Origin of the sequence: Rhizobium tropici CIAT 899, from assembly GCF_000330885.1 — a bacterium.
GTDB classification, from domain to species: Bacteria; Pseudomonadota; Alphaproteobacteria; order Rhizobiales; family Rhizobiaceae; genus Rhizobium; species Rhizobium tropici.
On sequence record NC_020059.1, the window covers coordinates 386,064 to 410,198 of the forward strand.

Below are 24,135 nucleotides of genomic sequence, written 5' to 3' on the forward strand. Positions count from 1 at the left end.
AATTGCTTCAGTGGTTTCCAGTCCCTCAAAACCAGAATACGCCGTCTTCGAGCGCCGTAAACAGCCCATCGACCGCATAGGAGAGTTTGCGGTCGATCACATGCAGATATTCCGTCCAGTCGGAAATGTGCTGTAGATCGACCTTGCCGTCGGAAATGCCACGCAGGCCGATCAGCGGCAGGCCGTAGGTCTGGCAGGCGCGCAGCACCGCGAAGGTTTCCATGTCGACCATGTCGGTGCCGATGCGTTCATAGGCTTCCGCGCCGGAGACGATGTTGGCGCCCGTCGAAAGGCTGCCCTCGGCAATGGTAGGAATACGTAGTGGCAATTCGATCGTTGCAGGCAGATCCAGGAAGGGCGTGCGGCCCTTCTCGAAGCCGAGCGGCGAGGCATCCATGTCGCGGTAGGAAACCGAGGTGACCTGGTAGACCTCCGTCTGCTCGAGCTTGGCGGAGCCGGCCGAGCCGAGCGACACCACGAGATCGGGAAGGTCGCCCTGCGCTTCGAGCTGCGCGAAGGCGCGGGTGAGCGCAATCGCGGCCTCCACGGGGCCGACGCCTGTCATCAGTGGATCGATGCGCGAGCGTAGGAAGGGTCCATATTCGGCCTCGGCCGCCATGACGAACAGGATCGATTTGCCCGATACCCGTTTCAGTTCGAATTTCATCCGCTAATTCCCTCTCTGCCCCGGATGACCATCATCGTTCCCGTCATCGAGGCGATCAGCTTGGCCGGCCCGTCACCGATGGCATAGCCGCGGCCGTCGGCGACGATGATCGTCGTGCCGGGCTTGGTGACATCGCCCCGAAACAGGAAGCGCTCGCCGCGCCCGGGTGACATCAGGTTGACCTTGAATTCGATCGTGAGGATCGACGCGGAGGGATCGATGACGCTATAGGCCGCAAAGCCGCAGGCAGAATCCAGCGCGGCCGCAATGATCCCGGCATGCAGGATGCCGTGCTGCTGTGTCAGCTTCACATCGAACGGCAGCTCGATTTCGACCGTACCATGCTCGACGCGCGTCAGTTCCGCACCGATCGTTGCCATCGCCGCCTGCCGCGCGAAGCTCGTTCTGATGCGGGTCCGAAAATCGGCGCCGGTCCCCGTGTCATCTGCCCCTGTCATGCCGTCCCCTTCTTTCGCGGGTGCGAAATTGGCATGGAGAGGCCATTTGGACAAGGGTTATCCGGTGGAAAAAGGAAAGCGCCGCAAGCTGCTGCGCCGGCAGCGAATTTCCACGATCAACTCGCCGTGCTACCCGACGCAGTGAAGCTTGTCGTGAGGACGCAGATGACCACGATTTGGCAATTCGCAGCCGCCGATGAGGGCTGGATGCGAACGCAGCTCGCTGCCGATCTGGTCGATCAGTACCCGGCGGCTTCCAAGATCAGATGGGCAATCGTATCGGGGTGCGAGATCAGCGAGAGGTGGCTTGCCTTCACTTCGATGGTCTTCGCGCCCATACGCTTGGCCATGAAGCGTTCCAGATCCGGATTGATCGTTCTGTCTTCGGTGGAAACGGCATACCAGCTTGGCTTGCTGCGCCAGGCGGCCTGAGTGGTCTTTCCGGTCAGCAAAGCCTTCTGGAAGGGCTGCTGCACGGCATAAAGCACTTCGGCCTTGGCCTTGGGCAGGTCGCCGGCGAAGTCGCGCAGGAAGGCTTCCTCGGTGAGCCGTCCTTCGTCGCCGTCGAAGACGATACCGGCCGAGGCAGGGGGCGTCGGATATGTCTTGGCGAGCGCCGTATAATCTTCGCCGGCATCCGGTGCGCGGGCTGCGACATAGACGAGCGCCGAAACCTTCGGATGAACGCCGGCTTCCGTCACTAACATGCCCGAGAAGGAATGGCCGACAAGGACGGTCGGGCCGTCCTGGCGGTCGAGCACGCGCTGTACCGCCCCGACGGCTTCGGGAAGAGTCGTCAACGGGTTCTGCACGGCCGTGCAGTTCAGCTCCTTGGCCTGCAGCCGGGCGATGACCTCCGTCCAGCAGGAGCCGTCTGCGAAAAGTCCATGCGCAAGAACGACGTTGCGGACCTTTAGCGGCGCGGAGGCCGCCGCACCCGTGGTCGAGCTGCCGGCGGCCATGCCACGCGTGGAAATGAGGGTGGCGGCGGCACCGGCAACAATGGCGGTCGCGAAATTTCGTCTGGTCATCATCATCGTGATACCTATCGTTTAGAGATAAATTAGCACCAGAAAGCCGTCGTGCCGGATGCCGGAACGGTAAAGCTTCTGAAATTTTGTATGTCTCGGGGACGGCATCTGCCCGGATCCTACGGATCAAAAGCCCCATCTGCATTTCGATCGAGCGTCAAGCTTGCTTTGTGTATGCAAAAGCAAGCTCAATGCCCATCTTTGTATTCTTAATATCGATTTCAGTCAATTATTGTATGTGTAACGGTTGCGTGATAGATAAATTGTATGCAAAACTCGGATTGAGGTGATATTTTGCATACAAGTCGCAATGTATGTCGGAGAATTGGGAACCATGGATGGACGAGATGGTGCGGCCGACGATCGCGAGTTGTTGTCCGATCGCATTCGCAACGCGCTGGAAGATGAGATCGCGACCGGCAAGCTTGAGGCGGGCGCGGCACTGGACGAACAGCAGCTGGCCGATCGTTTCAGTGCCTCGCGCACGCCGGTTCGCGAGGCACTGAGACAGCTGTCGGTAAGCGGTCTGGTCGAAATGCGAGCGCGGCGCGGGTTGGTCGTTGCCCGCATGACACCTGAACGCATCATGGATATGTTCGAGACGGTTGCCGAAATCGAATCGATGTGTGTAAGGCTTGCCACCTATCGCATGACGCCGCTCGAGCGCAGCCACCTGATCGAACTGCACGATGTATCTGAAACGCTTGTGAAAACAGGCGATTTCGATGCTTACGATGTGTTCAATCGCGCCTTCCATGAGGCGATCTATCACGCCACCCACAACAGCTTTCTTGCCGAGCAGGCGATCATGATCCGCAATCGCCTGGCGGCCTTCCGCCGGGCTCAATTGCAGCAGGAGCAGCGGCTCGAGCGATCGCGGGCGGAGCATGAAGCCATTATGCAGGCCATAGCCGAGGGAGACGGGGAAATGGCGTCGCGGCGCATGCGGGCACATATGCTCAATGCAGCGACGGCGTTGCGGCGCTTCATCGAAGCCAGTAAGCTTATTTAGGCAGTCCAGCCAAAGTCCGGATCAGCCGCGGGCGATGCGGACGATGTGCTGGTCCCAGGCGACATCGTTGTGTTCGCCCAGAAAGTTGCCGTCGTAGGACGAGACGGCAAAGCCATGCCGAGCCGGCGCGATGCCGGCCGCATCGGCGATGCTCTCCACTTTCAGTACTTTGCCGGTTTTCGCATCCAGCGTTACCGACGTCCCTTCGATCGGTGACGTCACACCGACGAGGTTTTCAGCGCGGTTGACGGCAATGGCGCCGACATAATTGCCAAGAGCCCGTGTCGTGTCGTCGGGCAGGGTGACGAAACTCAGGTCCTCGCCCCTCGCGAAATGGCCGACAAGCGGCGGCAGGTCGTTGCGGTGGCCTTCGTACTGGCAGGCGAACCAGACGCGGCCGCTGGCGTCGATATCGACATGACGGGTCGAAACTCGAGCATATTGCGACGGCAGCGTATGCTTCTCGATCAGCCGGCCGCTCGCGGCGTCGATCAGCGTCAGCGAAGGTTCCATATGGTCGAGGTTGAGCTTGGTACGGCCGAAATCCGGATGGGTCTCGATGCCGCCATTGGCGACGATCAGGAACCGGCCGTCATCCGAAACCGTCATGTCATGCGGGCCGACGCCATAGGTCTCGTATTCGCCGACGCGGGCAAACCGGTTGCCCGCATCATAGAGCCCGACGATACCGCGATTATTGTCGAAATCGTTCTCGCTGGCATAGAGAAGCCTGCCATCAGGCGAAAACGTGCCGTGCCCGTAGAAATGCCGGCCCTCTTTGGCGGAAATGACGAGCGGCTCGACCTTGTTCCAGGGATCGAAAATCATCGCATAGGTGCCGGGCCGGCGCGCGAAGGCGACAGTCTTGCCGGTTGCCTTCGAAAAAGCCATGCCGTGGGCGCGTGCGGGCAGGGCGACCTGATCGATGATACGGCCCTGTTCTGTCACCGTCGCCACCGCAAAGGAGCCGTCGGCGGCGCGGATGCCGGAGGCATAGACCGCATCGGCCCGCTCCAGCGCCATCAAGGCACCGGGCTTGAGCGCCGCCAGGAAGGTCAGTCCCGCTGCCTTGACGAAGGCTCTCCGATCGATGAGGCCGCTGCGTATCATGTCTAGTCTCCGTCGGCGAAGGAGAAGCCGGCCGAAAGACCGATGGCACCGCCATACTCATCGCTGAAGCTCGTGGCGAGATCGCGGCTGACGGCGAGCAGCATGTCGATCTTGGCCCGCTCCGCATCATTGCCGATGGCCGCCTCGATATCCGGATTGATCGTCGGTGCCGTCGTCGCAAGATCGTTCAGCAGGCCGTCGATCTTGGTGGCAACAGCGCGCTTGTCCGCCGGCAGCAGGCTTGCCATGTCGGCTTTCTCCCAGAGCGTCTTCAGGCCCCCAATATTGCCCGTGAACGAGGTCCACGTATTGGCCGAGCGCCAGTAGATCGCCATCTTCGGCCGCGCCGTTGCCGGATCGCCCTTGTAGAAGGTTTCCAGCCGCTGGTCGCGAACATTGGCCGCGCCATGCACGAGGATGCCGAGCAATGCGGTGACGGCCTCCTTGTTGTCCATGAAATCGTCGCTGGTCTTGCCCGGGAATTTCCAGGATTTCTGCACGCCATCTGGCGCATTCCATTCGTCGGCGATTTCCTTGGCGGTGTTTTCGATATTGCCGGCAACAGCCACGCCATAGCGGCAACGGAAGCTTTGCTTATCCTTGCCGAGGACATCGGAGCCGTTGCCGAAGAGCACATATTCCAGCGCCGTCATGCTCATGAGCGCCACGCTCTTGCCGGCGACGGCTTCGACGGTCGTGTCCTGCTCATCCGCCTTGGAGATCAACGCCTGCACCTGTTTGAGGCCTACGCCCTTGCGGTCGGGATAGAACAGGATGTGCTCGAAGCGGTTCTTTTCGATGATCGGGCCGGTATCGACGATCTCAATGTGCGACCAGCTCTTCACGGTGTCGCCGAAAGCCGATTTGGCGCCGGAAAGGGTGGCGTCTGTGGGATCGGCGCAAAGCGCCTTCATCGCGACAGTCAGTTTCGAGGCGGAGTCGTGCATGGCGCGGTAGCCGGGACGAATCACGTCATCCACCGCCTTCTGCAGTACGGCCGGCACCGCCGCCTCGTTCAGGCCGGCGCCATTGGTTGTTGCATCCTCTGCATGAGCAGGCAGGGCGGCAGCGGTAAGCAGTAGGCTGGCGGCCAGAGCAATTCCAGCAAAACTGCGCAGCGGTTTTGCGTCCGGAACTGCGTGAAAACAATGGGACGGAGCATTTGCGTGACCCCGTTTAGAGCGGAAATGCTCCGGACGTTTCCAGTGGCGCATCAGAGGGACTCCAGAAAGTTGATGAGGGCTTGCCGATCGTCCTTCGAAAGACCGGCGAATGCATTGCGGGCTTTTTCCGCCTCTCCTCCATGCCAGAGGATGGCTTCGGTCAATGTGCGGGCGCGGCCGTCATGCAGATAGGCCTGCCGGCCGCTCACCGTCTGTGTCAGGCCTATACCCCAGAGCGGCGGCGTGCGCCAATCGCGACCGGATGCCACGCCCACCTGCTGCCCGTCCGACAGGCCTTCGCCCATGTCGTGCAGCAGGAAATCGGAATAGGGCCAGATCAGCTGGAACGCCTGCGGCGAATCCTTGCCGTCGCTGCTTTTCAGGCCGTCGCGTGTCACGAATTTCGGCGTGTGACAGGCCGCACAGCCGGATCGATAGAACATGTCCTTGCCATGCAGCACCGCGGGCTGGTTCGTCATGCGGCGGGCCGGCACGGCAAGATTTTCGGAATAGAAGGTAACCAGAGGGAGCACCGGGTCCGGCGCTTCCGTGTCGCCCAGGCGCTTCTGCACGCCGGTTGGCATAGTCAGACATTGCGGTTCCTTGGCGGTGCAGTCGCCGTACGGGTTCGGTCGGTCCGGCGTCGAAATGCCGATATCGGCGGAAAAGGCGTCGGCCACCTGGTCGCGCACGGTTGCATTCTGGGCCTTCCAGCCGAAGCGCCCGAGCGCGAGTTGACCCGTGCGATGATCGCGGACGATGGCGGGGCGGCCGCGAATGCCGGTGCCCTTCTTGTCGTCCGGATCGGCATTGGCGAGAATATCGGCATCCGGAATGGCCTCGATCAGGCCGAGGCCGATCATCGGCGGTGCCATGCGCGCTGAAAGCGTGGTGCTTGCATCCATCGGCCCAGAGGCGAGATCGCTCACCCCGTATGTCGGCTTGCGTAAGGTCACGGTCTCGCCGCCGGTAAGCGTCACCGTCTCGTCGCTATAGCTCAGGGTTACCTTGCCTTCGGCGGTGAGGCCGGGAACGGCAAGATCCTGCAGCTGTGCTCCATAGGTCGAATCCGGGAAATTGAGCGCGTAAAAATCCTTGACGGCCTGCTGCTCCTCCGGCGTCACGGCGGGCCGTGCAAGGCGCAAGACCATCGAGGTCGCGACAGCTCCCGCTTCTTCAGGCGGATGACCGCGCCCATCGCGGATATGGCAGCTCTGGCAGGAGCGGGCGTTGAACAGCGGTCCCAGCCCATCGGAAGCCTGGGTGGAGGATGGGGCCGAGACCCAAAGCTTGCGAAAGAGCGCGTTGCCGAGATGAAAATTCTGTCCCTGCTCCTGATCTAGCTTGGCCGAGGGCTGGGAGAAAATATCGCGCGTGACCTTATCGATCGCAGTCAGGCCGCCGCCCTGCATCGTTTCATAGGGTTCGGCCTTGAGAAAATTGCTGGTCGCGCGGGTCACGTCGCGCACGCGCTTCAGCTCTTCGGCAGAGAGATCGCTGCGCGTGCTCGGAAAATCGAGGATGTCGGCAACGGCCAGCGTGATGGAAAAAACCAAAAAACCCGCAGCGAGGGCGGGCAAAAGGGCGCGATTGGCCGGTAGAGCTGTCATGCGTATCGGGGTGGCGGCGCCTAATCGCGCTGCCACCCTCCCTTATTACTTCTTCTTGAAGACGGAGTTCGGATTGTCCAGGCTGTCCGAACCTTCGAGCTTGATCGTGCCAAGATCGAGAACAGCGATGACGCGCTGGATGCTCTTTGTCTGGTCGAGTAGGCCGTCAATCGCCTTCTGAACCGTCGCGTTGCCTTCCTTGTTGCCCTCGGCGATCATCTGGTCGTATTTCTCGACCGTCTCGCCGCGATGGACCATCGCCTTCATGGCAGCAAGTGTCGCGTCGAGCTTGCCTTCCATTTCCTTGTCGAGCGCCGGATCCTTGGCCTTGACGAGATCGTGCAGCGACGGGCCCTTCAGCTTGGTGCCGTCGACGCGGGTGTAATTGCCGTTATAGGCAGACGCGATGCCAATGGCGTCGCCATTGTGCTCGTTATAGGTATTGTCGGAGAAGCAATCCTGTTCTTCTTCCGGATCGTGCAGCAGAAGGCCGAGCTTCATGCGCTCGCCGGCAAGTTCGCCATAGGAAAGCGAGCCCATGCCGGTCAGGATGGTGGTGAGGCCGGCCTTCGGATCAGCTTCGACATGCTTGGTGGCTTCGCCATCCGGCGCCCACTTGTCCGTCATGTCCTTGAGGTCAGCAACGAGCAGTGTCGAAGCGGATTTCAGATATTCGGCGCGGCGGTCGCAATTGCCATGCGTGCAATTCTTCAGATCGTAATCGGTTGCCGGACGCTCGCCGGCGCCGGCATCCGTGCCGTGCAGGTCCTGGCCCCAGAGCAGGAATTCGATGGCGTGATAGCCGGTCGCGACATTGGCTTCGACACCGCCGGCCTGATGCAGTGTGCCCGACAGGAATTCCGGCGTCAGATGCGAAGCGTCGACATCCTTGCCGTTGATCTTGATCGTCTTGTTGGCGATGACATTGGCGACATAGAGCGAGTTCTCGTCGCTTTCCGTGCCGTAGGAGGCGTCGACATAGTCGATCAGGCCTTCGTCCAGCGGCCAGGAATTGACCTTGCCTTCCCAGTCGTCGACGATCGGGTTGCCAAAGCGATAGACTTCCGTCTGCGCATAGGGAACACGAGCCTTGATCCAGGCCGCACGTGCCGCCTTCAGCGTCTTGTCGCTCGGGTTGGCGAGCAGGGCGTCGATCGCCTTGTCGAGCGCCTGTGCCGTCGTCAGCGCGTCCTGATACTTGGCATGTGCCAGTTCCGTATAATGCTTGAGAACGGCAGCCGGCTCGGGAGCGGCTGCGAGAGCCGGCAGGCTGAATGCGGCGGTCGTGACAACGGCCACCGCGAGCGCGGCGCCAATTTTGTTTTTCAGTTTCATGTTCCTCTCCTGTGACAGCGGGGGCACCGTCAAAACTTGGCAATTTGTGTCATGTATGAAAAACAAACTTGTGTCAAACGCTCTAGTTTAGAACGATTTTAAGGCGATGGGCCAAGGATTCAACGTTACAGGCGAAATGGATTCGCCTGCGAGTGCGCGGATATAGGCGGCTTGGCATGGGGTTGGCGGGGCAGTTGAAGCGGGGCAACGACAGAACGGCCCTAATCGCTGGTCGATCGCCGCCAGCTCACATCTTCCGTTGCAGACGGCTGAAGAAGAAGCCGTCGGTATCGGTGGAGGCTGGCGTCAGCGTAATGGTCTTGCCATCGGAGGAGCGGGGCTTTGGGGCATCCTTGCCGAACAGCTTCCCCCATGAGCCCAGAGTTTCCACCACCTCGAAGTCCGGATTTTGGGCGGCGAAACGGTTTACCTGCGCTTCATTCTCTTCCGGCAGCACCGAGCAGGTGACATAGAGCAGCGCCCCGCCGGGACGGACGAATTCTCCGGCCTGGGCAAGGGCTTCCTGCTGCTGGCTGGTGCGCTCGTCCAGATTTTTCTGCGTCAGCCGCCACTTGGTATCGGGACGGCGCCGCCACGTGCCGGTCCCGGTGCAGGGAGCATCGACCAGCACCTTGTCGAACTTGCCGCGCAGTTGGAGCAGGCCGTTGCGGTCGTCATGGACCTGGACATTGCGGGTGCCGGCTCGCTTTAGGCGCTCGATGATCGGCGCCAGCCGTCGCCGGTCGCTGTCATAGGCATGGACCTGGCCCTTGTTGTGCATCGCGGCCGACATGGCGAGCGTCTTGCCGCCACCGCCGGCGCAATAGTCGAGCACCTGATCGCCCTCTTCAGGCAGGACCAGATCCGCGACGATCTGCGAGCCTTCGTCCTGCACCTCGAACCAACCCTTCTGGAAGGAGAGTTCGGCCGTGACGTTCGGCAGGCGGGACGCGCCTTCGCCGGCCGGAATTCGGATGCCGAACCGGGCGATTTTCGATGCCTGGCCGCCAGCGCGTTCCAGCACCTTCACGACCTTGGCACGGTCGGCCTTCAGTGCATTGGCGCGAAGGTCGAGCGTCGGGCGTTCGGAAAGAGCCTTGGCTTCGGCAAGCCAGCCATCGCCAAAGGCTTGGCTGAAGGAGGGCTCGACCCATTCGGGAATATCGCCCTGAATGTGACGAGGCGCATCTTCGAGCTTGCGGGCCGCAAAGGCGGCCAATGTTTCGGCGCTCGGCGCCTCGGGTGCAAATTTATCGCCGTCCAGCTCAGCAGCCAGCGCCTCTGGCGTCAGGCCCCATTGGCGGAAGAGCACGGCATGGGCAAGCGCGGACGCACTGTCGTCTTCCATCAGCCAGGCATGCGAAAGCCGCATGCGCAAGGCGTCGTAGACGATGTTGCCGATCGCGGCTCTGTCGCCGGAGCCGGCGAAGCGATGGGCAAGGCCCCAATCCTTCAGGGCATCGGCCACCGGTCGCTTGCGCGCTTCGATATCGGCAAGAACTTCGATGGCCCCCTGTAATCGGCCGCCCAGACGCATTCACACTCTCCTGCTCGCGCATGACCCGGAACCCGTTGGAGCTCATCTTGGGACTTTGCGCTCTACCAAAACCGCTGACGCCTCGCCGATCCGCGCAGACAATGCCCATGGCGGCGGATTTTGAGACGTCTCAATCGCGTGGTAGCCGCGATTGGCCGAGAGAGCAAGCGTCATGCCGATTTGCCGGTGGTTCCGGCTTCCGGCGATTACTTCGAGGCGACGACCTCGTAACAGACCTTGGCGGTACCCGAAGCGACCATGCCGATGTTCTGTGCGGCAGCGCGGGAGAGATCGAGAACACGTCCGCGAATGAAAGGCCCACGGTCGTTGATGCGAACGACGACGCTGCGGCCATTGTGCTTGTTGGTAACCCGCAGGCGCGTGCCGAAGGCAAGCGAGCGGTGGGCGGCAGTAAGATTTCTGGAACTCATGCGTTCCCCGGAAGCAGTCTTGGAGCTTCCCCCGTACCATGAAGCGCCTCCGCAGCCAGCGGATGCAAATGCCGGAGTCGAAACGACAGCAATGGAGGCGGATATAGTTGCGGCGATTGCCAAAGAACGTGCGATTTTCTTCAAACCGATTTTTCCCTCAAGCTATTGAACTTGCGCCTTGGGTAGGCGGCGGGGCTTAAATCAGGCCAAAAATGGCGAAAAAGTGCCACTTTCTATCACGGAATGTTACAGTCTGTAACATTTGTGACATTGAAGGAATACTGGGACTATTCAGCGGATTTGCTTGATCGTGGAAAAAATCTAATAAAATCAGTTAAAAATGGAATGAATTTTCTCGAAAGCTTCGGGTGGTGTCAGTCATCACAAAAGTCGGAAAAATAATTTTCCGACTTTGCCATAATCACTGCCGCATTTGTGCAATTTTAGAGGTCGTTAACCATAAATGCGGAGCAAATTGAACTAGGCTGGACGGCTAAGTAGGAATTTTCATGCGATATCGTAGGGCATGGAGAGCGCTTTCTCAGCCGCGCCATGCTCCTGAGGACCATAATTCGGCGAGCGACATACGATACTCTGGGTAGCGGAACTGGAAGCCGAGCGCGCGCAATTTCGCGTTCGAAACGCGCTTGTTTTCGCCGTAGAAAGAGCGTGCCATCGGCGTCAGTTCAGCCGTCTCGAAAGCCTGTTCCGGTGGCGGTTCGACGCCCATCAGGCGGGCGGCCTCGACAATGACATCCTGCGGCGGCGCCGGCTCGTCATCGGTGACATTATATATGCCGCCGAGTTTGCGCTCCGACAGGAAATGGGCGCAGGCGCCGATATCCTCGACGCGGACGCGGTTGAACACCTGGTTCGCCTTGATGAGCCTTCGGGCGGTTCCCTTTTCCAGATTGCAGAAGGCATTGCGGCCCGGTCCGTAGATGCCGGAAAGTCGCAGCACCGCGACGGGCAGGTCGAGCCGGACGCCGACACGCAGCCAGCCGTCTTCCGCTTCTACCCGCTCGACCGAACGGTCCGCGACGGGATGCAGCGATGTCTGCTCGCTGACCCAGGCGCCCTTGTGATCGCCATAGACGCCGACGGTCGAGAGATAGCAAATCCATTCCAGCTTCGGCATCAATGCCTTGAGATTGAGCTGCGCCAGCCGCAGCAGCGGATCGCCGGATTTGCCGGGCGCGATCGATTGCACCAGATGCGTTGCCGTTTGCATCGCATCGGCCAGAGCCGGGTCGAGTGTCTCGCCGTCGAAGACGAAGGCCTCGATGCCTTCCTTCGTCAGCTGTTCGGCCTTGTCGGCGGAGCGGGTCGTGCCGGTGATGCGAACGCCGGAGCCGGCGAAGGCCTTGGCGATGGCCGTTCCGGAATAGCCGCAGCCGAAAATCATCACATGCATCACGATACCCCTGCCAGTTTCCATTCGGCGCGGACTTCTTCGTCCGCCTCGTCATGTCTTTGTGCCGCAAACGCATGGAATTCGCCAGCCGTCATCAGTCGCGATAGCGCCCAGACCGCCATGCCGCGCACGACTGGCGAGGGGTCTCCGGCCAATTCGCAGCATCTCTCTATCAGAGAGCGTTCGCTGGAATTACCGGCCGCGATGAGTACATTGCGGATGAACCGGTCGCGGCCGATGCGCTTGACCGGCGAGCCGCTGAAGAATGTGCGGAAGGTCGCATCGTCCAGATCAAGCAGAAAGGCGATCGACGGTTCCTTGAGATCCTCCCGCGCCACCAGCTTCATCTCCGAAGCGCTGCTGGCGAATTTGTTCCAGGGGCAGGCGGCAAGACAGTCATCGCAGCCATAGATGCGATTGCCGATCAACGGCCGCAGCTGCGGGGCGATCGGCCCCTTGTGTTCTATGGTCAGATAGGAAATGCAGCGGCGCGCATCGAGCTGGTAGGGGGCAGGGAAGGCCGATGTCGGGCAGACGTCGAGACAGGCCCGGCAGGAGCCGCAATGGTCGACCTCGGGCTCGTCCGGCTCGAGATCGGCCGTGGTGAACATCGAGCCGAGAAAGAGCCAAGAGCCAAAGGCGCGGCTGACGAGATTGGTGTGCTTGCCTTGCCAGCCGAGACCGGCCGCACCCGCCAGCGGCTTCTCCATGACTGGTGCTGTATCGACGAAGACCTTGACGTCCTCCTTCGAGTGCGCGGCGAAGCGCGTGGCGATCTCTTTCAGCCGCCCCTTGATGACATCGTGATAATCGCGGTTTCTGGCATAAACCGAGATCGCCGCCTTGTCCTGCTTTTCGAGAATGCCGCGCGGATCTTCCTCGGGCCCGTAATTCAGGCCGAAGACTACGATGGAGCGGGTCTCGCTCCAGAGCACGCGCGGATCGCCCCGGCGGTCGCGGGTCTCTTCCATCCAGCCCATGGTGCCGTGATAACCCTTGTCGAGAAACTGGCCGAGCCGCACGGCCGCTTCGGGAATGGCGTCCGGCCTGGTAATGCGACAGAGATCGAAACCATGGGCACGCGCTTCCTCTCGCAAGAAAGCCGTCAGTGTGTTTCTGCGCTTGTCAGCTTTTTCCGCTTCGCGATCACCGGGCATATCGAGCCCTCGTCAGAAATCCAGATCGGCATAGTGCGAAACTGGTGTGACTCCACGCACGCGCTCCGCCAGGATCGGCCGGAAGGATGGGCGCGACTTCAGCCGCTGATACCATTCTTTGGCAACAGGCGATTCCGTCCAGTCGATCTCGCCCAGATAGTCTAGCACGGAAACCGAGGCTGCGGCGGCGAGATCGGCGTAGCTCAGGCGCTCACCGGCCAGCCACTGCCGCGAACCTGCAAGCCAGGACAGATACTTCATATGCTGGCGGATATTGCCGCGCGCCATGCGCATGACCTTGGAATCGGGCGCGCCGCCACCCTGTTCGGCGGTCATCTGCAGCTTGAAGACGCGCTCGCGCGTCAGCGGCCGCGTCACATCCTGCTCCATCTTCTGCATGAACCATTCCGTCAGCCGGCGGATTTCGGCGCGCTGGAACGGATCTTCGGCCAGAAGCCGGCGGTCGCGCTTCAGAACGCCATGCGTCTCGTCGAGATATTCGGAAATGACCGAGGCGCCGCAGAGCGCCCGCATGCTGTCATCGACATAGACAGGCAGGGTGCCGGCGGGGTTCAGTGCCAGGAAATCGCGTCGCTTTTCCCAGGTCTGTTCCTCGATCAGCTCCGTCTGATAGCCATATTCCGTCAGGATCAGACGAACGAACCGGGAGGAAGATGACATTGGGTGATGATACAGCGTCGGCATTGGTACTCGGGTGTTTCTGATTGATGCTACGGAAGTCTTTTGGGTCGCGATTCTGCGGCCCTAGTCATTTGTCATCGGTTGAAGCTATAGGATCTTGGCCTAGTTTGCACAAGCGAATCGGGCCGCCCTGCCGTTAGACAAAGGACACGATATGGCTGAACAAATTATTATCGCGTTGGTTTTAGGCCTTGTGGAGGGGCTTACGGAGTTCATTCCGGTCTCCTCCACGGGCCATCTGATATTGCTTGGACATTTTCTCGGCTTCAAGTCGGCCGGTACTTTTGAAGTTTTGATCCAGCTCGGCGCGATTCTCGCCATTCTGCTTGTCTATTTCAATCGTCTCGTCCAGATCGCCAAGGCGCTGCCTGTCAGCGTCAAGGCTCGTCACTTCGTTCTGGCCGTCCTCTTCGGCTTTCTGCCCGCTGCCGTCATCGGCGCACTGGCGCATGATTTCATCAAGACGGTGCTGTTCGATTCGCCGAAGGTCATCTGTATCTCGCTGATCCTCGGCGGCATCGTCTTGCTCGTCATCGACAGGATCGAGTTCAAGCCGAAATACACCAGCGCCTATGAATTTTCCTGGCCGATGGCGGTCAAGATCGGCTTCTTCCAGTGCCTGGCGATGATTCCGGGAACGTCGCGCTCCGGTTCCACCATCGTCGGCGCTCTGCTGCTCGGCGCCGACAAGCGTTCTGCCGCTGAATTTTCCTTCTTCCTCGCCATGCCGACGATGGTCGGCGCTTTCACGCTGGATTTGTGGAAGAGCCGCCATGATCTCAGCTTCGCCGATGGTCAACTGATCGTCATCGGCTTCTTCATGGCCTTCATCTCGGCGTTGCTCGTCGTGCGCGCGCTGCTCGACTTCGTATCCCGCCGGGGTTACGCCCCCTTCGCATGGTGGCGTATTGCCGTCGGCACGATCGGTCTCATCGGTCTCTATTTCGGCTGAGACCGCTTGTTCGTGCTGATATCCTGGAAAAATGAAGGCCGGTCAAAACCGGCCTTTTTCATGCCCGATCAGTTTCGGGAGGACGTGTCGATGGAACCCGTCGTGCAAGGGTCGACGCCGTAGGTCGGCGCACATTCGCCCTTGATCGAGGCGATGCTGCCGCGGGCCACGAAGGAGCCTGCGAGAATCACCAGTGCCGCGCACGCAAACAAAAGCGCGATAGACTTACCCATCGAAGAATGCCTTTCCGCAGAAGTGTGAAGCGCGCCACGGACCGGTTCATTGTCCAAGCCTGGGACGCGCGGCTGTGTTAGTCAGTGAGATGAGCAATAGCAATAAATGTTCATATTAAATTTGACGTTAATGCTACTATTTCCGCACTGCGTCTTTTGAGCAACGCTGAGCTGTGAATGACGCTGCTCTGCCAGGCGTCCTAAAGTACGATTCTGTCTTCGCGGGGCAATAAAAAACGCCGCTCGGCAAAGCCGGGCGGCGCGTGAATTTCGTGGGAATGCGCCGAATCGTCAGGCGGCTTTGCCCGAGCCGGTAAACTGGCCCTGCGGGCGGTAACGCACCAGATAGGACGGCAGCACGGAGACAAGCAATGTCGGGAGCAGGCCGATGCCCTTCAGGGTGCGTCCTTCCGCTTCCGCCTGCTTCGAAACGACGTTGTCGCTCTTCAGCAGCGTTACCTGGTCGGCGGTGATCGGCGGCTTGATGAGCGGCACCAGCGACGCGACCGAGCCGATCAGCGAAGCCAGGCCGAAGGGGATGGAGACGAAGGACTTTTTGCGATTGATGACGGCAAGCGTCGTCTCGAGACATTCGCGGAAGGACAGAACTTCCGGACCGCCGAGCTCATAGGTCGTGCCGGCCTTCAGCTTGCCGTCGACGCTGCGAGCGACGGTTTCCGCAATGTCCTGAACATAGACCGGCTGGAACTTGGTCTTGCCGCCGCCGATCAGCGGCAGGAACGGCGCCGTGCGCGACATGTCGGCAAACTTGTTGAAGAACTCGTCTTCCGGTCCGAACACGATCGAAGGGCGTAGGATGATTGCATCCGGCTTGATCGACAGAATAGCCGCTTCGGCGCGAGCCTTGGTGCGGGCATAGGCCGAAGGCGAATTGGCATCGGCACTGAGGGAGGAAATATGCGTCAGCGAGGCGCCCGCGCCGCGGGCGGCTTCCGCAATCGCCTTGGCGCCGAATTCCTGCACGGCGTCGAACGTGTTACGGCCGCTTTCGGCAAGGATGCCGACGCAGTTGACGACATGCTGCGCGCCTTCGACTGCACGGTCGATCGAGTTGCGGTAGCGCACATTGGCCTGAACGATCGAAATCTGGCCGAGATTGCCAAGCGGCTGCAGGAAACCGGCAAGATCGGGACGGCGAACGGCGACACGGATGCGATAGCCGCGCTTGGCAAGCGCACGCACGACGTGCCGCCCGATGAAACCTGATCCTCCGAACACGGTGACGAGCGGCGGGAGGTTGGACAGGGTCATGGCAGGCTCCTCGAAAGGCTTTGATTGGGCTTATCTGGTTTCGTCTTAGCCGATCCGCGCGCCGAGGTGAAGTGCTATCGCGCTGCATTGCAGCGTCGGCATTTCAAGGGGTTTAAACCCCTTCGACGACGACCATTTCGGCATCTGCCACCTGCTGCCGGATTTTGGCAGCGATCTGGTATTCCGGCGAATTGTAGCAATCGACGGCATGCTGCAGCGACGGAAACTCGATGACGACGTTGCGGCCGCGTGCCTGTCCCTCAAGCGGCGTAAACGCACCGCCGCGGGCAAGGAAATTCGCGCCGTATTTCTCGAAGGCGGGCTTCGCGGCGGCGACATAATCCTTGTAGCGCTCGGGGTCGCGGACATCCACGCGCGCGATCCAATATCCCTTTGCCATATCTACCTCCCTGATGGTTCTGTAATCTTAGCGCGCGGCGTCCATCTCGGCGAGGATGGCGCGGGCGGCCTCCTTCGGATCGGCCGCCTTGACGATCGGCCGTGCGACGACGAGATGGCTGGAGCCGGCCTTGATGGCAGCGGCAGGCGTCATCACTCGCTTCTGGTCGCCCTTGTCGCTGCCGGCCGGGCGGATGCCGGGGGTCACCAGCGCCATGTCAGGGCCGATGATCTTGCGGACGGCGGCGGATTCCTCCGCCGAGCAGACGATGCCGCCCATGCCCGCGAGATGCGCCTGTTCGGCCCGGCGCAGCACCAGCGTATGCGGATCATATTCATAGCCGGCGGCGATGAGATCGCCTTCGTCCATCGAGGTCAGCACGGTGACGCCCAGCAGGCAGAGGTCCGACCCTTTGGCCGCCGCGACGGCCGCCTTCATCGCTTTCGGATAGGCGTGCAGCGTCAGCATCGACATGCCCATCTTGACGATATTCTCCACGCCGGAGGCCACCGTATTGTCGATGTCGAGCAGCTTCATGTCGAGGAAGATCTTCTTGCCGCTGGCGGCGAGATCGCGGGCGAATTCCAGGCCGCCGGCAAAGGCGAGCTGATAGCCGATCTTGTAATAGAGGATGTCATCGCCGAGGGCGCCGACCACTTTTTCGGCCTCCTGAAGGTTTGGAACATCCAGTCCAACGATCAAGCGGTCGCGTGCGGTCATATCAAGCCCATCCCATCCAGTCTTCCATGGGTGTCCAGTCGCATGAGACGGCGCGCTTCGCAAGATCGAAACAGAAAAGATTGCCGCCACCCGGTGGCTGATCGCCTTGCCGCGCGATCGGCTTCCCCTCCAGATGGCATTTCAGCAGCGTGCCGACGCCGCCGTGGCCGACGAAGGCGATCGGCACTTTCGGATCGTGGCGCGCAAGAACGGTCTCGACATTGGAGACGATTCTCGCCTGCGCATCAATGGCGCGCTCCCAGCCCTTGAAGCTCTCATGTGGGTTCGCAAAGAACCAGTCCGCCGCCTTCTCGAACTCCGGCGGCGCCAGAAAGCCGGTGGCGCTGCGGTCGTTTTCGTGCATGGCCTCGATGATGTCGATCGGTGCGCCGCTTGCGGCTGCCAAAGCCTCGGCCGTTTCGATCGCCTTTCGCTCGCCGCTGGAGATGATGAGGCCAAGCTTGCCAGCCCAGGACCGGCTCGCCGCCAGTCGCGCCCGCTCGGCCCCAATGTCGGACAAGCCCCATTGCGGCACCGGCACAGTCGGGTCGATCCGCACCTGTGGGTGCGTAACATAAAGAGCGTACATGGATTTCTCAGCGATTGTCTCAGCCGCGGCTATAGACCCAGAGCTGGGCCGGCGGAATGTTGCGAACGATGAAGTCGTAATGGCGGATATGGTATCGATCCGGCTTGGCGATGATCGGCGAGACCGGGCCGTAGGAGATCTGAACCACCGGCCGGCCGGGCGGGATGCGATCCAGCAGGCTCTCGAGAAGCGCGACGCGCGCCTTCATCGGGAAGTTGAGAAGGGGAATGCCCGAGACGACGGAATCGAAGGTCTGGCCGCGCAGCACGCCTAGCGTCTTATCGAGATCGAAGGCGTCCCCATTGATGAAGTTGACCCCGGGGTAACGGCGGACGAGATGATTGTAGAAATCGGTGGAATATTCGATGGCAACGAGATTTTGTGGCTCGACGCCGCGTCCGAGGATCGCCTTGGTGATCGCTCCGGTTCCCGGCCCAAGCTCCAGCACGGGCAGACCTGATTGCGTGTTGATGACACCAGCCATCTTGCGGGCCGTGATCGATGAGGTGGGCACGATCGACCCCACGGTCTTAGGCCCCTGCATCATGCCCTTGAAGAAACGAATCTCCTCGTCGAATTTCTTGCCCAGCCGTTCCTTGAGACGCAGCGCCATGCTCTCCCCCCATCAGATGTTACCGTCGCGACTTACATATTGCTTCTCTAGGATCTTGCAACCGAATGACGCAATAACAAGAGAAAATGTCGCAATCGACAAAAGACCAAATAAAAGCGCCCTTGCGTAACTTAAACGCATGAAGGGCGCTTTGGTTTCGCTACACGCGCATCGGCATCAGCACATAAAGCGCGTCGTCGCCGGCCGTGTCGCGAATGAGCGTCGGCGAGCCGGCATCGGCCAGCAGGAATATGGCCGCATCGCCGGAAAGCTGTGCGGTGATGTCGAGCAGGTACTTGGCGTTGAAGCCGATTTCCATCGGGTCCATCTCATAGCCGACGGCAACTTCTTCCGTCGCACTTCCAGAATCCGGATTGTTGACGGTCAGCAGCAGTTGGCCGTCGGACAGTGCCAGCTTCACGGCGCGGCCACGCTCCGAAGAAATCGTTGACACGCGGTCGACGGCCTGGGCAAAGGTCTCGCAATCGACCCGCATTTCCTTGTCGTTGTTGGCGGGAATGACGCGCTGATAGTCCGGAAAAGTACCGTCGATCAGCTTCGAGGTCATGACGATCGAGCCGATCGTCAGGCGGATCTTGGCGTCGGAGACTTCGACGGTGACCATCGCGTCCGGTGTATCCACGAGCTTCTGCAGTTCTCCCACAGTCTTGCGTGGGATGATGATCCCAGGCATCCCTTCGGAGCCGGAAGGCGCACTGACATCGGCGCGCGCCAGGCGATGGCCGTCGGTGGCGACAGCGCGGAGCTTCAGGTCGCCGCCGCTTTCGATCGTGTGAAAGAAGATGCCATTGAGGTAGTAACGCGTCTCCTCGGTGGAGATCGCAAACTGCGTGCGGTCGATCAGCATCTTCAGATCGGACGCCTTCAGCTTGAAGGAATGGCTGAAGCTGCCGGCAGTGAGATCGGGGAAATCGGATTCCGGCAGGCACTGCAGCGAGAATTTCGAGCGACCGGAGGTGACCGTCATCGAGCTGCCGTCGGGGTTGGTGGCAAGAAGCACTTCCGATCCGTCGGACAGCTTACGCACGATGTCGTAGAGCAGGTGCGCGGGAACCGTGGTGGCGCCGGCCTGTTCGACATTGGCGGGCGTCGCCTCGGTGATTTCGAGATCGAGGTCGGTCGCCTTCATGTCAAGGTTCGTGCCGTCGGCTTTGAGCAGCACGTTGGACAGGATCGGGATCGTGTTGCGACGCTCGACCACGCGATGCACGTGGTTCAGCGACTTCAGGAGGTTCGACCGCTCTATTGTAATACGCATGGATGCTACCGCTTTCGACCGTGACTTGCCGGGCGGCCCGAGGCGCCCGAGCGACATGTTTTCGGACAAGGCCCGAAAGATTGGACAGGCAACTTGGCAGACTTCTCCATCCGAATGCAAGAGGCATAGGCGATTTGTCGGGCGCCAATTCGCCATTTCGTCGGCAATGCTCCACAGGAATTGCACCGCTCTTGCCGTCCGTGCGTGCCTCGCCCATAAAGGCTGCTTATTCCAAGTGAATTCAGGACCGGCATGAACGAAGAGCAATCAGGCGGCGGGACACGCAGTTTCCGCCTGCATAACAATCAGATCCCGGCCCGCCCCCTTGAACCGGCGCTCTATCTCGTCGCGACGCCGATCGGCAATCTCGGCGATATCACTTTGCGGGCGCTGGAGACGCTGGCCGGTGCCGATGTGCTGGCCTGCGAGGATACGCGTGTCACCCGTGTCCTGCTCGACCGCTATGGCATTCAGAACAAGCCGTATGCCTATCACGAATACAATGCCGATGAGGCAGGCCCCCGGCTGCTGCAGGCTCTGGAAGCTGGCCGATCGGTGGCGCTGGTATCGGATGCCGGCACGCCGCTCGTTTCCGACCCCGGCTACCGTCTTGCGGTGCAGGCGATCGAGGCGGGATACAAGGTCGTTCCCATTCCCGGCGCATCGGCGCCGCTTGCCGCGCTCGTTGGCTCTGGTCTTCCCAACGACGCCTTCTTCTTTGCCGGTTTCCTACCTGCAAAGGACAAGGGCCGGCGCGATCGTCTGGCCGAGCTTGCGAGCGTCCCCGCGACCCTGATCTTCTTTGAATCGCCGCATCGCATCGCCGCCACGCTTGCCGCCGCCGCCGATGTGCTTGGCGGCGAGCGCGCCGGCGCCGTTTGCCGCGAGCTGACGAAGACCTTCGAGGAATTTCGCCGCGGCACACTATCCGAACTCGCAGCATTCTATGATGCCGTTGACAATGTAAAAGGCGAGATCGTCTGGCTCGTCGGCCCGCCGGCGGAAAACGTCGCGGCGGAGGCCGATGTCGATGCCATCCTCGCCGATCTCTCCGGGACCATGCCGACCGCCAAGGCGGCAACGGAGGCTGCGCGCTTGACCGGCTTGCCGCGCAAGGAGCTTTACCAGCGCCTGCTCGACATGAAGGAGCGCCATGGCTGATACGAAGCCCGGGTCCGGCGAGAAGCTGAAGCGGCAAAAGGCATGGCGGCGCGGCCATGTGGCCGAATATCTCGCCGCCGCCTTCCTGATGCTGAAGGGCTATCGCATCCTGGCGATCCGCCATCGCACCAAGCTCGGCGAAATCGATATCGTCGCCCGCAAAGGTGATCTCGCTATCTTCGTGGAGGTCAAATCCAGACGCGGCGCGCAGGAGGCGATCGACGCCGTTTCCTTCTCGTCGCAAAACCGCATCCGTGCTGCGAGCGATCTCTGGCTCGCGCGGCAACCGGATTTTGCCCGTCTCTCGCAACGCTACGACATCGTCGCCATGCTCCCCGGCCGCTGGCCGCAGCATTTTCCGGATGCGTTTTGAGCGCGGCGTTACAGGACCGTCACAAAATCAGCCTATTGCCGGGCGACCAGCGCTCGCGGCTTTTTCGCCGGCGCACATGAACTCATTTCGACAGGCTTGATCATGATCCGCTACACCGTCTCCGCATTCACCGTTCCTTCGCAGGAGGAGCGAAAGAGCTTTGTCTCTCTAGAAAAAACTCCGGCCGTTCATGCCGAGAAGCTCGCATCGCTCGTCTGCCTGAATACGGTGCGCATCGGCGGGACGGGTACCACGACCGAGGCTCTGTTCTTCCCCTTTACCGTCGCGGCCTGGAATCTCGAACGCTGCCTCTTTCCCGAGGAAAGTGCGGCCAAGCTGCGGGAAACCGGCGCGCCGCTGGTGCTGCTGTCGGAAATGGATCTGGGCATGGCCCGCACCGAGCAGCGCGACCCGACCGCGATCATCGCCGGCGAACTCGGCATGAAACATGCCTATGGTGTCGAGTTTCTCGAACTCAGTCTTGGCTCGGAAATCGAGCGCTCCTACTGCCGCGACGATTTCAACGAGAAGGGCTTTCACGGCAATGCCCTGATGGCCTCCGTTGCCCTGAAGGATGCTTTCATGATCCGTCTGCCCGGCGAGGCCGTCTGGTTCAACGATAGCAACGAGCAGCCGCGCATCGGCGATCGCTGCGCCGTCGGCGCCATCGTCGAGACAGAGGCGGGTCCCATGGTCGCGGTTTCCGTTCACCTCGAAAGTGTTGCGACCGCGGCCTATCGGGAGCGGCAGTTGGCGGCATTGATCGATGAGGTCGAAGCTTTAGCGCCGGGCCTGCCGATCCTGATCGGCGGCGATCTCAATACCGGCAATCATACTGGCGGCGATTACGCGACCGATACGCTGTTCGCCATGGCCGAGGGCCGCGGCTTTGAATGCCATGGCGGCCCGCTCGATCAAACGAGCACGCGCCCGAGCCTGATCACCCGTTTCCCCGATCGTGCCATGAAGCTCGACTGGTTCATCACCCGCGGCTTGAAGATCGGTGAAAGCCATCTTGTTTCTTCCCTCAATGAAGAGGGCAAGCCGCTCTCCGACCACGATATGGTCGTTTGCACAATCGAAGGTTTTTCCGCCTGATCGCTGCAATCGTTAAAATGCACTGGGTTTCATGAACCGCGCCGTTACCGCTTCCATGCGATGAGATCGCAGACGCGCATGGAATTGGGGGATTGCATGGTCTTGAAACTGATGTTGGCGAGCATGGCGGCCTTTGCCGCGCGTGCCGTCCCGGCCGTGGTCGCGCTGCCGCGGTCGAAAAGCTTCGTGGCTGGCGCCAGCAATGAAATGGAAATGAAGCCGGCGCCGATCGAGCCGTCCTGGATCCTGGCGGGCGATCCCGTCGCCCGCATCGCCGAGCATTCGCGCGGGCAGGACGATGCAGCCATGACCGCGCTGTGGGATTGTACGGCCGGCGAGTTCCGCTGGTATTTCGGCTGGGACGAAACCGTGATGATCCTCGAAGGCGAGGTGCATATTACCACGGAAGACGGCGTTGAGCGGACGCTCAGCGCCGGCGATGTCGCCTATTTTGCCGGCGGCACCTGGGCGACATGGCGCATCGATCGCTACCTGCGCAAGGTTGCCTTTCTGCGCAAGCCGTTCCCGAAGCCTTTGACCATGGCTTACCGCCTGCGCAACTTCGTTCGGCAGGGCGGCACACAGGGTCTTGCCGCCTGAGTGCGGCAAGCCTGTCGAGCAAACCTCCGGCGGAAGCCATTGAATAGCCGTTGCGTTTGCATGCGGGCCGACCTACATCTGTCCGCAAATCCGAGCGAGGGCTGACTTATGGCTGGTATCAAGAATGTTGCGGTCCAGATGGACCATGTGAAGAGCATCAACATTGCGGGTGATTCCACCTTTGCCATGAGCCTCGAGGCGCAGAACCGCGGCTACAAGCTCTTCCACTATACGCCGGAGCGGCTGAGCATGCGCGATGGCAAGGTCTATGCCTCCGTCGAGCCGATGATCCTGCGCGACGTCAAGGGCGATCACTTCGAGCTCGGCGAGCCGGAGCGCGTCGATCTCTCGACAATGGACGTGGTGCTGCTGCGCCAGGACCCGCCTTTCGACATGGCCTATATCACTTCGACGCATCTGCTCGAGCGCATCCACCCGAAGACGCTCGTCGTCAATGACCCGGCCTGGGTCCGCAATTCGCCGGAAAAGATCTTCGTCACCGAATTTGCCGATCTCATGCCGAAGACGCTGATCACCCGCGATCCGGCTGAAATCCGCCGCTTCCGCGATGAGATGGGCGACATCATTCTGAAGCCGCTCTACGGCAATGGCGGCGCCGGCGTCTTTCATTCGACCCGCGACGACCGCAATCTCTCGTCTCTTCTCGAAATGTTCGGCCAGCTCTTCCGCGAGCCGTTCATCGCCCAGCAATATCTGCCCGACGTGCGCAAGGGCGACAAGCGCATCATCCTTGTCGATGGCGAGGCCGTCGGCGCGATCAACCGCGTGCCGGCCGAACATGACGCCCGCTCCAACATGCATGTCGGCGGCCGCGCCGAAGCCACGGAGCTGACGGCGCGCGAACAGGAAATCTGCAAGCGCATCGGACCGGCCCTGAAGGAGCGCGGCTTCCTGCTCGTCGGCATCGATGTCATCGGCGACTATATGACCGAGATCAACGTGACGTCGCCGACCGGCATCCGCGAAGTCAAGCGTTTCGGCGGCGCTGATATCGCCAGCCTGCTCTGGGATGCGATCGAAGCCAAGCGGGCCTGATCGGCAGTTGCTCCCACGCTTTCAGCTGAACGATCATAGTCACCCAGGCATATCGATGATTTCGACGTGCTTGGTGAAGTTTTTGTTCGTTTATTGTTCTTGTTTCATTCTTTTTCTTATGCCAGATTGCAACCCGAAGTTTGCTGATCGGGGCACGTAACG

At 60.8% G+C, this 24,135-nt stretch carries 26 protein-coding genes; 7 read left to right on the top strand and 19 right to left on the bottom strand.

Going from position 1 to position 24,135, the window contains the following annotated elements:
- Positions 1-25: 25 nt before the first annotated feature.
- The 3 genes from RTCIAT899_RS01855 to RTCIAT899_RS01865 form a co-directional block, all read right to left on the bottom strand.
- Complete coding sequence (locus RTCIAT899_RS01855; RefSeq protein WP_015338522.1) at positions 26-667, bottom strand: 5'-methylthioadenosine/S-adenosylhomocysteine nucleosidase; 642 nt, start codon at positions 665-667, stop codon at positions 26-28.
- Positions 664-1,125: a PaaI family thioesterase gene (locus tag RTCIAT899_RS01860; RefSeq protein WP_041677782.1), complete on the bottom strand. Its 462-nt coding sequence runs from the start codon at positions 1,123-1,125 to the stop codon at positions 664-666. Before RTCIAT899_RS01860 ends, RTCIAT899_RS01855 begins: the two co-directional genes overlap by 4 nt.
- Before the next feature lie 239 nt (positions 1,126-1,364).
- Positions 1,365-2,162: an alpha/beta hydrolase gene (locus RTCIAT899_RS01865; protein WP_015338524.1), complete on the bottom strand. Its 798-nt coding sequence runs from the start codon at positions 2,160-2,162 to the stop codon at positions 1,365-1,367.
- A 328-nt stretch (positions 2,163-2,490) separates the two neighbouring features.
- On the opposite strand from RTCIAT899_RS01865, the gene RTCIAT899_RS01870 reads away from it, so the two are divergent.
- The gene (locus RTCIAT899_RS01870) at positions 2,491-3,168 is read left to right on the top strand and encodes a GntR family transcriptional regulator (protein WP_015338525.1); all 678 of its coding nucleotides are present in this window, start codon (positions 2,491-2,493) and stop codon (positions 3,166-3,168) included.
- A 21-nt stretch (positions 3,169-3,189) separates the two neighbouring features.
- Here RTCIAT899_RS01870 and RTCIAT899_RS01875 read toward each other — a convergent pair whose 3' ends face one another.
- The 9 genes from RTCIAT899_RS01875 to RTCIAT899_RS01915 form a co-directional block, all read right to left on the bottom strand.
- Positions 3,190-4,278, bottom strand: coding sequence for a DUF1513 domain-containing protein (locus RTCIAT899_RS01875; RefSeq protein ID WP_015338526.1), 1,089 nt, complete (start codon positions 4,276-4,278; stop codon positions 3,190-3,192).
- Positions 4,279-4,280: 2 nt separating this feature from the next.
- Positions 4,281-5,492, bottom strand: a complete 1,212-nt coding sequence (locus RTCIAT899_RS01880; protein WP_015338527.1) for an imelysin family protein — start codon at positions 5,490-5,492, stop codon at positions 4,281-4,283.
- The gene (locus tag RTCIAT899_RS01885; protein ID WP_015338528.1) at positions 5,492-7,051 is read right to left on the bottom strand and encodes a di-heme oxidoreductase family protein; all 1,560 of its coding nucleotides are present in this window, start codon (positions 7,049-7,051) and stop codon (positions 5,492-5,494) included. The genes RTCIAT899_RS01880 and RTCIAT899_RS01885 overlap by 1 nt, the downstream gene beginning before the upstream one ends.
- A gap of 45 nt (positions 7,052-7,096) precedes the next feature.
- On the bottom strand, positions 7,097-8,386 hold the full coding sequence (locus tag RTCIAT899_RS01890; protein WP_015338529.1) for an imelysin family protein: 1,290 nt from the start codon (positions 8,384-8,386) through the stop codon (positions 7,097-7,099).
- Between the two features lie 247 nt (positions 8,387-8,633).
- Positions 8,634-9,923 carry an RsmB/NOP family class I SAM-dependent RNA methyltransferase gene (locus RTCIAT899_RS01895; protein ID WP_015338530.1) on the bottom strand — a complete coding sequence of 430 codons (1,290 nt, stop codon included), beginning with the start codon at positions 9,921-9,923 and terminating at the stop codon, positions 8,634-8,636.
- A 206-nt stretch (positions 9,924-10,129) separates the two neighbouring features.
- Entirely contained in the window at positions 10,130-10,498 is a 369-nt protein-coding gene (locus RTCIAT899_RS01900; RefSeq protein ID WP_015338531.1) for a septal ring lytic transglycosylase RlpA family protein, read from the bottom strand.
- A 397-nt stretch (positions 10,499-10,895) separates the two neighbouring features.
- Complete coding sequence (locus RTCIAT899_RS01905) at positions 10,896-11,768, bottom strand: SDR family oxidoreductase (protein ID WP_015338532.1); 873 nt, start codon at positions 11,766-11,768, stop codon at positions 10,896-10,898.
- Positions 11,768-12,925: a tRNA epoxyqueuosine(34) reductase QueG gene (gene queG, locus RTCIAT899_RS01910; RefSeq protein ID WP_015338533.1), complete on the bottom strand. Its 1,158-nt coding sequence runs from the start codon at positions 12,923-12,925 to the stop codon at positions 11,768-11,770. The genes RTCIAT899_RS01905 and queG overlap by 1 nt, the downstream gene beginning before the upstream one ends.
- A 12-nt stretch (positions 12,926-12,937) precedes the next feature.
- Positions 12,938-13,630, bottom strand: coding sequence for a glutathione S-transferase family protein (locus RTCIAT899_RS01915; protein WP_015338534.1), 693 nt, complete (start codon positions 13,628-13,630; stop codon positions 12,938-12,940).
- A gap of 151 nt (positions 13,631-13,781) precedes the next feature.
- Here RTCIAT899_RS01915 and RTCIAT899_RS01920 point away from each other — a divergent pair, with 151 nt between their 5' ends.
- A complete protein-coding gene (locus tag RTCIAT899_RS01920; RefSeq protein WP_015338535.1) occupies positions 13,782-14,579 on the top strand; it encodes an undecaprenyl-diphosphate phosphatase in 798 nt (265 codons plus the stop codon).
- A 68-nt stretch (positions 14,580-14,647) separates the two neighbouring features.
- On the opposite strand, the gene RTCIAT899_RS33730 is transcribed toward RTCIAT899_RS01920, so the two are convergent.
- The 7 genes from RTCIAT899_RS33730 to dnaN all read right to left on the bottom strand — a co-directional run bounded on the left by RTCIAT899_RS33730 (position 14,648) and on the right by dnaN (position 19,685).
- On the bottom strand, positions 14,648-14,812 hold the full coding sequence (locus RTCIAT899_RS33730; RefSeq protein WP_015338536.1) for a hypothetical protein: 165 nt from the start codon (positions 14,810-14,812) through the stop codon (positions 14,648-14,650).
- A gap of 291 nt (positions 14,813-15,103) precedes the next feature.
- Positions 15,104-16,084: a complex I NDUFA9 subunit family protein gene (locus RTCIAT899_RS01930; RefSeq protein WP_015338537.1), complete on the bottom strand. Its 981-nt coding sequence runs from the start codon at positions 16,082-16,084 to the stop codon at positions 15,104-15,106.
- A gap of 112 nt (positions 16,085-16,196) precedes the next feature.
- Positions 16,197-16,484, bottom strand: a complete 288-nt coding sequence (locus tag RTCIAT899_RS01935) for a DUF1330 domain-containing protein (RefSeq protein WP_015338538.1) — start codon at positions 16,482-16,484, stop codon at positions 16,197-16,199.
- Between the two features lie 27 nt (positions 16,485-16,511).
- Complete coding sequence (gene pyrF, locus RTCIAT899_RS01940) at positions 16,512-17,204, bottom strand: orotidine-5'-phosphate decarboxylase (RefSeq protein ID WP_015338539.1); 693 nt, start codon at positions 17,202-17,204, stop codon at positions 16,512-16,514.
- A gap of 1 nt (position 17,205) precedes the next feature.
- Complete coding sequence (locus RTCIAT899_RS01945) at positions 17,206-17,793, bottom strand: histidine phosphatase family protein (protein WP_015338540.1); 588 nt, start codon at positions 17,791-17,793, stop codon at positions 17,206-17,208.
- Positions 17,794-17,812: 19 nt separating this feature from the next.
- Entirely contained in the window at positions 17,813-18,406 is a 594-nt protein-coding gene (gene pmtA, locus RTCIAT899_RS01950) for a phospholipid N-methyltransferase PmtA (RefSeq protein WP_015338541.1), read from the bottom strand.
- 160 nt (positions 18,407-18,566) lie between these two features.
- Positions 18,567-19,685 (bottom strand): DNA polymerase III subunit beta, encoded by a 1,119-nt coding sequence (gene dnaN / locus RTCIAT899_RS01955; protein WP_041677784.1) that lies wholly within the window; start codon positions 19,683-19,685, stop codon positions 18,567-18,569.
- A gap of 252 nt (positions 19,686-19,937) precedes the next feature.
- Here dnaN and rsmI point away from each other — a divergent pair, with 252 nt between their 5' ends.
- From rsmI to gshB, 5 genes are all read left to right on the top strand, one after another.
- Complete coding sequence (rsmI, locus tag RTCIAT899_RS01960) at positions 19,938-20,846, top strand: 16S rRNA (cytidine(1402)-2'-O)-methyltransferase (protein ID WP_015338543.1); 909 nt, start codon at positions 19,938-19,940, stop codon at positions 20,844-20,846.
- The gene (locus RTCIAT899_RS01965; RefSeq protein ID WP_015338544.1) at positions 20,839-21,219 is read left to right on the top strand and encodes a YraN family protein; all 381 of its coding nucleotides are present in this window, start codon (positions 20,839-20,841) and stop codon (positions 21,217-21,219) included. The genes rsmI and RTCIAT899_RS01965 overlap by 8 nt, the downstream gene beginning before the upstream one ends.
- Before the next feature lie 102 nt (positions 21,220-21,321).
- Complete coding sequence (locus RTCIAT899_RS01970) at positions 21,322-22,317, top strand: exonuclease/endonuclease/phosphatase family protein (RefSeq protein ID WP_041677786.1); 996 nt, start codon at positions 21,322-21,324, stop codon at positions 22,315-22,317.
- A gap of 96 nt (positions 22,318-22,413) precedes the next feature.
- Positions 22,414-22,917 (top strand): cupin domain-containing protein, encoded by a 504-nt coding sequence (locus RTCIAT899_RS01975; protein ID WP_184461866.1) that lies wholly within the window; start codon positions 22,414-22,416, stop codon positions 22,915-22,917.
- A gap of 108 nt (positions 22,918-23,025) precedes the next feature.
- Entirely contained in the window at positions 23,026-23,973 is a 948-nt protein-coding gene (gshB, locus tag RTCIAT899_RS01980; protein ID WP_015338547.1) for a glutathione synthase, read from the top strand.
- Positions 23,974-24,135: the final 162 nt, after the last annotated feature.

What these genes read in the sequence shown, in the direction of transcription:
- RTCIAT899_RS01905 (WP_015338532.1), bottom strand. Translation starts at nt 11,768, where the DNA reads ATGCATGTGATGATTTTCGGCTGCGGCTATTCCGGAACGGCCATCGCC.
- RTCIAT899_RS01880 (WP_015338527.1), bottom strand. Translation starts at nt 5,492, where the DNA reads ATGCGCCACTGGAAACGTCCGGAGCATTTCCGCTCTAAACGGGGTCAC.
- dnaN (WP_041677784.1), bottom strand. Translation starts at nt 19,685, where the DNA reads ATGCGTATTACAATAGAGCGGTCGAACCTCCTGAAGTCGCTGAACCAC.
- pmtA (WP_015338541.1), bottom strand. Translation starts at nt 18,406, where the DNA reads ATGGCGCTGCGTCTCAAGGAACGGCTGGGCAAGAAATTCGACGAGGAG.
- RTCIAT899_RS01915 (WP_015338534.1), bottom strand. Translation starts at nt 13,630, where the DNA reads ATGCCGACGCTGTATCATCACCCAATGTCATCTTCCTCCCGGTTCGTT.
- RTCIAT899_RS01870 (WP_015338525.1), top strand. Translation starts at nt 2,491, where the DNA reads ATGGATGGACGAGATGGTGCGGCCGACGATCGCGAGTTGTTGTCCGAT.
- RTCIAT899_RS01965 (WP_015338544.1), top strand. Translation starts at nt 20,839, where the DNA reads ATGGCTGATACGAAGCCCGGGTCCGGCGAGAAGCTGAAGCGGCAAAAG.
- gshB (WP_015338547.1), top strand. Translation starts at nt 23,026, where the DNA reads ATGGCTGGTATCAAGAATGTTGCGGTCCAGATGGACCATGTGAAGAGC.
- RTCIAT899_RS01855 (WP_015338522.1), bottom strand. Translation starts at nt 667, where the DNA reads ATGAAATTCGAACTGAAACGGGTATCGGGCAAATCGATCCTGTTCGTC.
- RTCIAT899_RS01935 (WP_015338538.1), bottom strand. Translation starts at nt 16,484, where the DNA reads ATGGCAAAGGGATATTGGATCGCGCGCGTGGATGTCCGCGACCCCGAG.
- RTCIAT899_RS01975 (WP_184461866.1), top strand. Translation starts at nt 22,414, where the DNA reads ATGGTCTTGAAACTGATGTTGGCGAGCATGGCGGCCTTTGCCGCGCGT.
- RTCIAT899_RS01890 (WP_015338529.1), bottom strand. Translation starts at nt 8,386, where the DNA reads ATGAAACTGAAAAACAAAATTGGCGCCGCGCTCGCGGTGGCCGTTGTC.
- RTCIAT899_RS01865 (WP_015338524.1), bottom strand. Translation starts at nt 2,162, where the DNA reads ATGATGATGACCAGACGAAATTTCGCGACCGCCATTGTTGCCGGTGCC.
- RTCIAT899_RS01930 (WP_015338537.1), bottom strand. Translation starts at nt 16,084, where the DNA reads ATGACCCTGTCCAACCTCCCGCCGCTCGTCACCGTGTTCGGAGGATCA.
- RTCIAT899_RS33730 (WP_015338536.1), bottom strand. Translation starts at nt 14,812, where the DNA reads ATGGGTAAGTCTATCGCGCTTTTGTTTGCGTGCGCGGCACTGGTGATT.
- RTCIAT899_RS01860 (WP_041677782.1), bottom strand. Translation starts at nt 1,125, where the DNA reads ATGACAGGGGCAGATGACACGGGGACCGGCGCCGATTTTCGGACCCGC.
- RTCIAT899_RS01920 (WP_015338535.1), top strand. Translation starts at nt 13,782, where the DNA reads ATGGCTGAACAAATTATTATCGCGTTGGTTTTAGGCCTTGTGGAGGGG.
- pyrF (WP_015338539.1), bottom strand. Translation starts at nt 17,204, where the DNA reads ATGACCGCACGCGACCGCTTGATCGTTGGACTGGATGTTCCAAACCTT.
- RTCIAT899_RS01895 (WP_015338530.1), bottom strand. Translation starts at nt 9,923, where the DNA reads ATGCGTCTGGGCGGCCGATTACAGGGGGCCATCGAAGTTCTTGCCGAT.
- RTCIAT899_RS01945 (WP_015338540.1), bottom strand. Translation starts at nt 17,793, where the DNA reads ATGTACGCTCTTTATGTTACGCACCCACAGGTGCGGATCGACCCGACT.
- RTCIAT899_RS01875 (WP_015338526.1), bottom strand. Translation starts at nt 4,278, where the DNA reads ATGATACGCAGCGGCCTCATCGATCGGAGAGCCTTCGTCAAGGCAGCG.
- RTCIAT899_RS01885 (WP_015338528.1), bottom strand. Translation starts at nt 7,051, where the DNA reads ATGACAGCTCTACCGGCCAATCGCGCCCTTTTGCCCGCCCTCGCTGCG.
- queG (WP_015338533.1), bottom strand. Translation starts at nt 12,925, where the DNA reads ATGCCCGGTGATCGCGAAGCGGAAAAAGCTGACAAGCGCAGAAACACA.
- rsmI (WP_015338543.1), top strand. Translation starts at nt 19,938, where the DNA reads ATGAACGAAGAGCAATCAGGCGGCGGGACACGCAGTTTCCGCCTGCAT.
- RTCIAT899_RS01970 (WP_041677786.1), top strand. Translation starts at nt 21,322, where the DNA reads ATGATCCGCTACACCGTCTCCGCATTCACCGTTCCTTCGCAGGAGGAG.